Raw genomic sequence first — 9,131 nt, 5'->3', positions numbered from 1 at the left:
GCGTTCCCGTAGGGTAGCCCTGACTACAAACTAAAAGCTTTTATTTTTTGTGACACATGCGTAAGTCCTAAGATAATCAAACAGGTTACAAGCACAAGAAAACAAGTACTTACAGCCATAGTTTTGCTCATAATCTTCTCCTTTATGGATATATAATTTTAACATTGTTAGAGGATTTAGCCGAAGCCTTACTAGATTTATCCACTGAAGCTGATTTAGTGGCTTGGTTGCAATATCAGCAATAAAATATCTATTCTACCAAGCGATCGCTCTCTCCTTCCTCTGTGTTCTCTGCGCCTCTGCGGTTCATTAAAAAGAGCGTTGGCATAGCCTCTCCAAGAGTTGCCCGCCGTTCGCGTAGCGTCTCTAAGAGTTGGCATCGCCGGCAAAATCTTCACCGTGCGATCGCTATAGTTAAGACTACGATGTAACACTTCGCGCATCAAAGACTACAATCCCAGAAAAACGTTTAAAGTCATCAATATTAAATGTAAGTAGATGCGTAATCTGGTGTGATATTCCCAGGGCATTTCACCACCAAAATAAATTAGCCATTTCCGATAACTGATTCCAGTTCTGGAGAGAACGAATATGTCTCTCTGGATGCTGAGGCAGGCAAGTACACTGTAAATTGCGTACCTCTACCTACTTGACTGTAAACATTGACAAAACCACCGTGATTTTTAATAATACCCAGCGCTGTGGAAAGTCCTAAACCTGTACCTTTGCCTATCTCTTTGGTAGTGAAAAATGGTTCAAAAATCCGTTGCTGGACTTCCGACGACATCCCCATACCAGTATCCGTCACGACGATCGCAATATAAGAACCCACTTTCGCATCAATATTTATCTGGGCAGAATGTTCACCAATCACCAGATTTTCCGCCGCAATCCTTAAAATACCGCCATCGGGCATAGCGTCGCGGGCGTTAACTACTAAATTTATCAACACCTGATGCAGTTGAGTTGTATCTCCACGGACGTACCACAGATTTTTGGGGATATCTGTTTGACAGATGATAGATTCGGGGAATGTTTGAGCGATAATTTGCTCAATTTCTGCCATCAAAGGCTGAATTTGGACAATTGTCTGTTTACCTTCCATGCCCCGTGCAAAAGATAACACTTGCTTGAGCAAATTAGCGCCGCGTTTAACATTATTTTCTAAAGTTTGCAGTATTTGCTGACTCTGCTGATCGGGCAATTTTTTCTGCAACAGTTGAACTGACATTAAAATTGGGGATAGTATATTGTTGAGATCATGGGCGATACCACCAGCTAGAGTACCGATACTCTCCAAACGTTGCGATCGCAGAAGTTGAGCTTCTAGTTGTTTCTGCTGCGTGATTTCGGTGTTCACACTCAAAATGGATTTGGGTTGTCCATTATCATTTCGTATCAGTGTCCACCGACTTTCAACAATAATTACTTTACCTTCCCTTGTCAGTTGATGCAACTCACCCCGCCACTCACCCGTATTCATCACCCTCAAGTAAGCATCTTCTAGTTGTGGTGAAATCTCTTTATACAAAAGTTGCAAAACATTTTTACCCACAGCTTCCTCAGCCTTCCAGCCGTATAGAATCTGGGCACCTTTATTCCAGAATAAAATTTGGTTGTGGATATTTCGCACCAGAATCGCGTCAGTTGATACATCCAGCAGCGCTGCTTGCTCTTGGATTTTCTGTTGAGCCTGTTTTTGCTGGGTTATATCTCGCATCAGTGCCAAATGGATGAGCGTACCATCAGATTCGTTACGCAGTGGTACAGCATGAGTTTCCATATAGCGGCGAGTACCTTTAAATCCCACGATTGCAAACTCCAAAGTCCCTTTGTTACCTTGGCAGACACTTTTATGCAACTCGGCAAAGGCTGCTCTATACTCTGGCACAATTAGGGCATCAATTGGTTTACCAATCAATACATCAGCACTTTCCACTTCCATTATTGCCAGCCCATAGGCATTAATTTCTAAAAGGGTACCATCCCTGGCAATTAACTTGATGCATTCTGGTTCTGCATCGATCATGGCTCGTAAACGATTTTCGCTTTGACGTAGGGCCAGTTCCGTCTGCTGAAGTTGCCTGATATAACGCCACAATAAATCATACAGCAGCGCCACCAGCACGAAATCCACAATAGCAGCAATAAAAAATATAACTATCGCTTTTTGGGAACTAGCTTGTGACTGCTGCATTCCCTGCTGTAATAAATTTTGCTTTGCCTTTAAAGACTCGTCAATCAACTGTTGGATTTCTTTGCCGATTTCCTTGTCTTTATCAGATAATATTAGCTGCCGAACTGCTTCTAAGTCCTGGTTTTGTCTGAGGTAAATTTCTTGTTGCAGAATCTTGAGCCTGTTGGTAATTTTCGTCTCCAGCAAATAAACCCACTGCTGTTTTTGATGGTTTTTATTAGTTAAATTGCTGAGAATCTGAATATTGCTATTAGTTTGTTGCTCAGCTGCCAGATAGATTTGTAAATCAGCTGTATCTGCTGTAATTAGGTAATTACGTTGGGCAGTTTCAGTATTTTTGAGTGTAGATTGGAGACTTTCAATTTGCCTAATAACTGCATATGAGTCTGTCACCCATTGCTGGTTATGAATCAGCTTGACAGTGTTGCTATACGAGACTACAGCATTAGTAAAGACAACTGCCAAAGCTAGGACGAATATTACTTTCAGCTTTTGGACTCGATACCATTTTTTGCTCATGCGATCGCTCTTTCTGCCGCAGATACCCTCCATCAGTTAAGATTAGAGATTAAAAAAAAATACTGAGAATATTTTAACGATTTTGAGAATAACACGGATAACAAAATACAATCTGTTATTGTAAATATCTGGGTTTTTGGGAATGATGATTTATACATAATAGTCACAAATAAATCCGCCAATTTTTAATATAAATTCATTTTCAGCATTAATGTAGCCAATGCAGTTCGGCTCAGATAATTTGCCCATCCATAATTGTAGATATGTTGCAATGCAAGAAATTTTGTTTGGAATTGTAATTAGTGACTGACAAAAAATAAATTATCTCAAATTATTTGTACATTTATCGAGTAGCACAGATGTGCTACCCTACTATCGGTAAATCCAAAACAAAACCACGTAATATATATTCTCCACACAGGGATCATCCCAATTTTGCCAAAAGACACAGGACTGGGACAAAAAACCTGTACAAACCTCTTCCCTTTGCGACGGTAGTCGCTCATGGGGGAAACCCCCTGTTCCCGCAATACTGCGTAGGTTTTTAATATTTGTAGGTTGGGTTGAGGAACGAAACCCAACAAACCCAGCTCTTAGGTTGGGTTTCGTTCCTCAAACGCCACGTGCTACCCTGCGGGAACGCTAAAAGCGAACAAGTCTCTTAACCGCAAGGGCGCAGTGGCTCCCCAACCTACACATTTTTTATTTTTTTGCCAAAACCTGCGCAGTATTGCCCCCAACCCCCCGATAGATTGGGGGGCTTTTAGAGTTTCTTTTTCCCCCCTAAAAAAGGGGAGCCAGCGCGGTCTTCTCCCAAGGGGAGACGCCAAAGGCGATGGGGTCTCCCCAAGTGGAGCGACTGCCGTGGGTTAGGGGGGATCTTCGAGTTTGAAAACACGCCCTAGGTCTCAATACGGTTGGGTTAAAGATTTTTGCTACTAATTTGAAACTTACAATTAGCTTGACATGATTTCAGCAATATGTTAACAATAATAGTTTGTGGAAACTTTACTTCTTAAGATAAGCTCTTGGCTAACGTCATTGTCATAGGTGCCCAATGGGGCGATGAAGGAAAAGGTAAAATAACTGACTTACTCAGTCGTTCCGCAGATGTTGTGGTTCGTTACCAAGGGGGCGTCAATGCTGGACACACAATTGTAGTCAAAGGTCAGACCTTTAAGCTGCACTTGATTCCCTCTGGTATTTTGTATCCAAATACCGATTGCATTATCGGCTGTGGAACAGTCATCGATCCACAGATTTTGATCGCAGAACTCGACCAACTAAAAGAATTAAATATTTCCACTGACCGTCTGCTGATATCTGAGACAGCTCACGTAACCATGCCTTATCATCGGTTGATTGACCAGGCATCGGAAGAACGACGGGGGAGCCATAAGATCGGCACAACAGGTCGGGGCATTGGGCCGACTTATGCTGACAAATCTGAACGTACAGGCATTCGAGTTTTAGACTTGATGGATCCGGATGGGCTACGTGAGCAGTTGGAGTGGACGATTAATTATAAAAACGTCATTTTAGAAAAGCTTTACAACTTGTCGCCTCTAAATGCACAAGAGGTGATTGAACAGTATTTGGAGTATGCAGAACGCTTGCGACCTCACGTCGTTGATACATCGTTTAAAATATCCGATGCGATTAGGCGACGGCGGAATATTTTGTTTGAAGGCGCACAAGGTACGCTCTTAGACTTAGATCACGGAACTTATCCCTATGTCACCTCCTCTAACCCTGTGGCAGGGGGGGCTTGCGTTGGTACAGGAGTAGGGCCGACAATGATTGACCGGGTAATTGGAGTGTCAAAAGCCTATACAACGCGGGTAGGGGAAGGGCCATTTCCCACAGAATTGGATGGAGAGTTGGGAGAATTGTTGTGCGATCGCGGTGCCGAATTTGGCACAACCACCGGACGCAAACGGCGCTGTGGCTGGTTTGATGCCGTCATTGGTCGTTATGCCGTGCGGATTAACGGCATGGATTGTATGGCGCTGACCAAACTGGACGTCCTCGATGAATTAGAGGAAATCCAAGTTTGTGTTGCCTATGACATAGATGGGCAACGTAGCGAACACTTCCCTACCAGTTCCCGTCTATTTGCTAGATGTCGCCCCATCTACAAAACCTTACCAGGATGGCAAGTGTCAACAACTGACTGTCGCACCCTAGAAGATTTGCCACAGCAAGCACTAGACTATCTAAAATTCTTAGCCGAATTGATGGAAGTTCCCATTGCGATCGTCTCACTAGGAGCAAGCCGCGATCAAACCATAATCGTAGAAGACCCCATCCACGGCCCCAAACGCGCTTTATTGCACCCCGATGGCACACCTGCAACCTTGCTAAGTGCATAAATTAGTCATTGGTCATTAGCAAATGACAAATGACAGACGACAAATGACAAATGACAAAGGACAACTTCTATGACTATTACAGTCGAAACTCAAAAACGTCCAGAAGGCAGCAAGCCAAGAGCTTTGCGCCGTTCTGGATTAATACCTGCCAATTTGTACGGTCACAAGGGTACAGAGTCTATTTCTTTGACCATTGAAGCCAAAACTGTTGAGCGGTTACTCAAAAGAGCTTCAGTCAACAATACCTTGATTGATTTAAATGTTACTGATGTACCTTGGCGCGGCAAAGCCCTGCTGCGGGAACTTCAGATCCATCCAGCAAAAGGTACACCCTATCACCTGAGCTTTTTCGCAGTTGCAGGCCACGGCAACACCACCGTAGGAGTACGGCTGCGTTTTGTGGGAACTGCTATTGGTGTTAAACAAGACGGTGGTGTATTAGACACTGTAATCAGTGAATTGCAAGTGAGTTGTGCGCCAGAAAACATCCCAGATGTAATCGAAATCGATGTCTCTAACCTGCAAATTGGAGACAGCTTGAGTATTAGTGATATACCCTTTCCGGAAGGTGTAACACCTCTAGCTGAATTGGAGCGACTTGTTGTGAGCGTTTTGCCACCACAAATTAGTGCTGATGATGCTGGGACGGAAACTGAAGCAGCTTCTTAAGCTAGGTAAACTGTGTAATAATTTTTGATCATACCAGGGGGGAACTCCTGGTTTTTTTGTATTTGAACCGCAAAGGCGCAGAGAGCGCAGAGGATAGAGATGACAGAAGCGACTCTTCCAGTCTTAATTGAGCAAATGTTGCAGCCTGGATTTTATCCCCATGCGGTAACAGAACCTATTGAGCTAATTCAAACCCATGTTTCTTATGTGCTGTTAACTGGGGATTACGCCTATAAGCTGAAAAAACCTGTGAATTTTGGCTTTTTGGATTTTTCCACTTTAGAAAAGCGGCAGCATTTTTGTCAGGAAGAGTTGCGGTTAAATCAACGGGGTGCTGGTGAATTGTATTTAGAAGTTTTGCCCATAACTCTGGTAGAGGAGCAATACCAGTTAGGGGGAACGGTGGAGGCTGTAGAATACGTGCTGAAGATGCGCCAGTTTCCTCAAGAGTCGCTATTGAGTACACTTTTTGAGCAGGGTAAGTTAAATGAGACACACCTAGATGAGTTGGGACGGGTGGTGGCTCAATATCATGCCGAAGCACAGACGAATGATTATATTCGCAGTTTTGGTGAAGTGCCAAATGTTCGGGCTGCATTTGATGAGAATTATCAGCAAACTGAGAAGTATATTGGTGGCCCCCAAACGCAAGCTCAGTTTACAGAAACAAAGCAATATACAGATAACTTTTTTGCCGAACGTCCAGAATTATTTGCTAGCAGAATTCACAACAATTATATTCGTGAATGTCATGGGGATTTACACCTGAGAAATATTGCCCTGTGGCACGACAAAATCTTGCTGTTCGATTGCATTGAGTTTAATGAGCCGTTTCGCTTTGTCGATGTGATGTACGATGTGGCGTTTACGGTGATGGATTTGTCAGCTCGCCAGCGTAAAGACTTAGGTAATGCGTTCTTGAATGCCTACATAGAGCAAACTGGAGATTGGGAAGGACTACAGGTGCTACCTTTGTATTTAAGTCGTCAGGCTTATGTGCGGGCAAAGGTAACTTCATTTTTGCTAGATGATCCGAGTGTACCCGCGACGGTAAAGGATGAAGCGACAAAAATTGCCACTGACTATTACAAACAAGCTTGGGAGTACACTAAACGAAAGGTGGGACAAGTAACTTTGATGTCGGGGCTGTCGGGTTCTGGTAAAAGTACCACAGCCAGGTATTTAGCCCGTCAACTGGGAGCGATTCACCTGCGTTCGGATGCGGTGCGGAAACATTTAGGGAAAATTCCCCTGTGGGAAAGAGGTGGTGATGATTTGTATACACCCCAGATGACCGAGAAAACTTACACACGGCTATTGGAATTGGGAATGATCCTAGCTAAACAAGGTTTTTCGGTGATTTTGGATGCCAAGTATGATCGACAGCAGTTACGGCAAGAAGCGATCGCTCAAGCTACGAAATATCAACTTCCGATTCAGATTATCCAATGCACAGCACCGCTAGAAGTTCTAAAAGAGCGTTTGAACAATCGCACTGGTGATATCGCTGATGCCACTGCCGATTTATTAGCCTCACAAATCAAACAAGCTGAACCTTTCACTGAAGAAGAACAACCCTACGTAAAGATTTTGGATACAACCCAACCACAAAAAATAATTCGTAATTCGTAATTCGTAATTCGTAATTCGTAATTGAATTAAAAACTACAATTTACGAATTAAGTAAGTCGGTGAGAATAAATCAAACTAGGTTAAGTAATGTAAAAAATCTTGATATTAGTTTTTAGTGAGGGCTGAAGCCCTCAAATGAGGACTAAAGTCCTTATTACAAACCTTTAATTATTTACGCCGTTCTACTTAGTAATTAGTTAAGAGCTTTTTCATTATATGGCAGATAAAAAGAACGATTTCTTCAGTATTTCTCCCAGCTTCTTTTCTCAGCTACTATTTGGGGCATTTTTAACATTTATATTAATAATGACCGGCTCCGCACCAGCCCTGAGCATCTTCTTAGGTATCATGGGGGGTTTTATCTTAAGCTGGATCACAAATGTAACCGATAATAGCGCCCAGCCTCCAACTGTCGCCTCGTCTGATGGCGTTGATACAGGACTGAAATACTGGTTATTTTTCATGCTTGGTTTTGTATCTTTGGGGTATCCAGCACCCATGAGTATTTTGCTAGGTGGAATAGGCGCTTTAGCTGGAGGCTGGATTACTGCTTGGTGGGGAAGCAAGGAAGAAACAAGAACTCAGTTGCAAGTTGAAGATTCACAAGAGGGCAAAGTTGAACAACCCAACGAAAGGATCAACAAACGGCAAACAAGAAGAACCAACCGCCGTTACCGTCGCGGTGCTGGAAATAGTATCAATTTCAGGTTTTGGGAAAAGTAGTAATTTGGGAATTGGGCATTGGTCAATCATCAATAATCAATAGTTTTTCTTCCTCTACTCGCTCATCTCCCTCATTTCCTATTCCCCATGCCCGAATGGCACTATGTTTTTATATCTATCCAAATTACTACCACTGTTTTTTTATCCACTAGGATTAGCCTGCGTCAGCTTGGTAGTAGCATTAGTTACTTTGTGGAAACGGCCTCGGACTGCGGCGATCGCAATTGCTTTTGCCCTAACTTTATTGCTATTTTGCAGTAATGCTTGGATCGCTAAATCATTAGTGCGATCGCTAGAATGGCAAAATCTTCCACCTACTCAAATACCAGTTGCAGAAGCGATTGTGGTTTTGGGTGGTGCCACTAAATCAGCTTTTCCCCCAAGACCTACTGTGGATTTAAGTGAATCAGGCGATCGCGTGATTTATGCTGCACAACTGTATCGCCAAAAAAGAGCGCCTATAATCATTGTGAGCGGGGGCCGCATTGATTGGCGTGGAAGTGGCTCACCAGAGTCGGCAGATATGGCAACAATACTGACATCTATTGGTATTTCATCTGAGGCGATTATTCAAGAACCTGACTCTCTCAATACTTATCAAAACGCTGTAAATGTCCGAAAAATTTTGGAATCTCGTGGCATTACTCAGGTATTATTAGTTACTTCTGCAATGCATATGCCGCGATCGCTTCAAATTTTCCAGCGTCAACGAATCAATGCCATTCCTGCACCCACTGACTTTTTAGTTAGTGAGGGTGAGTTGCAAGAACTCGGCAGCACACCGAAAGCCGCTATACTAAATTTATTACCTGATACCGAGAACTTGCACCAATTTACCACTGCTTTAAAAGAGTATATTGGTTCTTTAGTTTATCGCTTACGCGGTTGGCTTTAATCAAGTTAGGAGTTAGGAGTTAGGAGTTAGGAGTTTGGAGTTAGGAGTAGCCCTGTCAAGGTGACAAATAGCCGGATAATAATACCATGCGATCGCAAACTAAAAAGTAGCGGAGGGTATGTTG

8 protein-coding genes are annotated in these 9,131 nt (G+C 43.1%); 6 read left to right on the top strand and 2 right to left on the bottom strand.

Annotated features, from left to right (window positions below):
* Positions 1-164: 164 nt before the first annotated feature.
* Entirely contained in the window at positions 165-245 is an 81-nt protein-coding gene (locus LC605_RS34185) for a DUF4351 domain-containing protein (protein ID WP_369010361.1), read from the top strand.
* On the opposite strand, the gene LC605_RS17915 is transcribed toward LC605_RS34185, so the two are convergent.
* Positions 216-443 (bottom strand): hypothetical protein, encoded by a 228-nt coding sequence (locus LC605_RS17915; RefSeq protein ID WP_229548864.1) that lies wholly within the window; start codon positions 441-443, stop codon positions 216-218. The genes LC605_RS34185 and LC605_RS17915 overlap by 30 nt on opposite strands.
* A 104-nt stretch (positions 444-547) precedes the next feature.
* Positions 548-2,716, bottom strand: coding sequence for a PAS domain S-box protein (locus tag LC605_RS17910; RefSeq protein WP_229548863.1), 2,169 nt, complete (start codon positions 2,714-2,716; stop codon positions 548-550).
* A gap of 1,028 nt (positions 2,717-3,744) precedes the next feature.
* Between LC605_RS17910 and LC605_RS17905 the strand changes: the two genes are divergently transcribed.
* From LC605_RS17905 to LC605_RS17885, 5 genes are all read left to right on the top strand, one after another.
* Positions 3,745-5,088, top strand: coding sequence for an adenylosuccinate synthase (locus LC605_RS17905; protein ID WP_229548862.1), 1,344 nt, complete (start codon positions 3,745-3,747; stop codon positions 5,086-5,088).
* Positions 5,089-5,157: 69 nt separating this feature from the next.
* Positions 5,158-5,757, top strand: coding sequence for a 50S ribosomal protein L25/general stress protein Ctc (locus tag LC605_RS17900; protein WP_229548861.1), 600 nt, complete (start codon positions 5,158-5,160; stop codon positions 5,755-5,757).
* A gap of 99 nt (positions 5,758-5,856) precedes the next feature.
* Complete coding sequence (locus tag LC605_RS17895; RefSeq protein ID WP_229548860.1) at positions 5,857-7,389, top strand: AAA family ATPase; 1,533 nt, start codon at positions 5,857-5,859, stop codon at positions 7,387-7,389.
* Positions 7,390-7,605: 216 nt separating this feature from the next.
* Entirely contained in the window at positions 7,606-8,112 is a 507-nt protein-coding gene (locus tag LC605_RS17890; RefSeq protein WP_229548859.1) for a hypothetical protein, read from the top strand.
* A 103-nt stretch (positions 8,113-8,215) separates the two neighbouring features.
* Entirely contained in the window at positions 8,216-9,007 is a 792-nt protein-coding gene (locus tag LC605_RS17885; RefSeq protein WP_229548858.1) for a YdcF family protein, read from the top strand.
* Positions 9,008-9,131: the final 124 nt, after the last annotated feature.

Origin of the sequence: Nostoc sp. CHAB 5836, assembly GCF_020829445.1 — a bacterium.
Lineage (GTDB): Bacteria > Cyanobacteriota > Cyanobacteriia > Cyanobacteriales > Nostocaceae > Nostoc.
The sequence above is the reverse complement of the archived record's forward strand: the minus strand, read 5'-3'. Positions and strand labels throughout refer to the sequence as shown.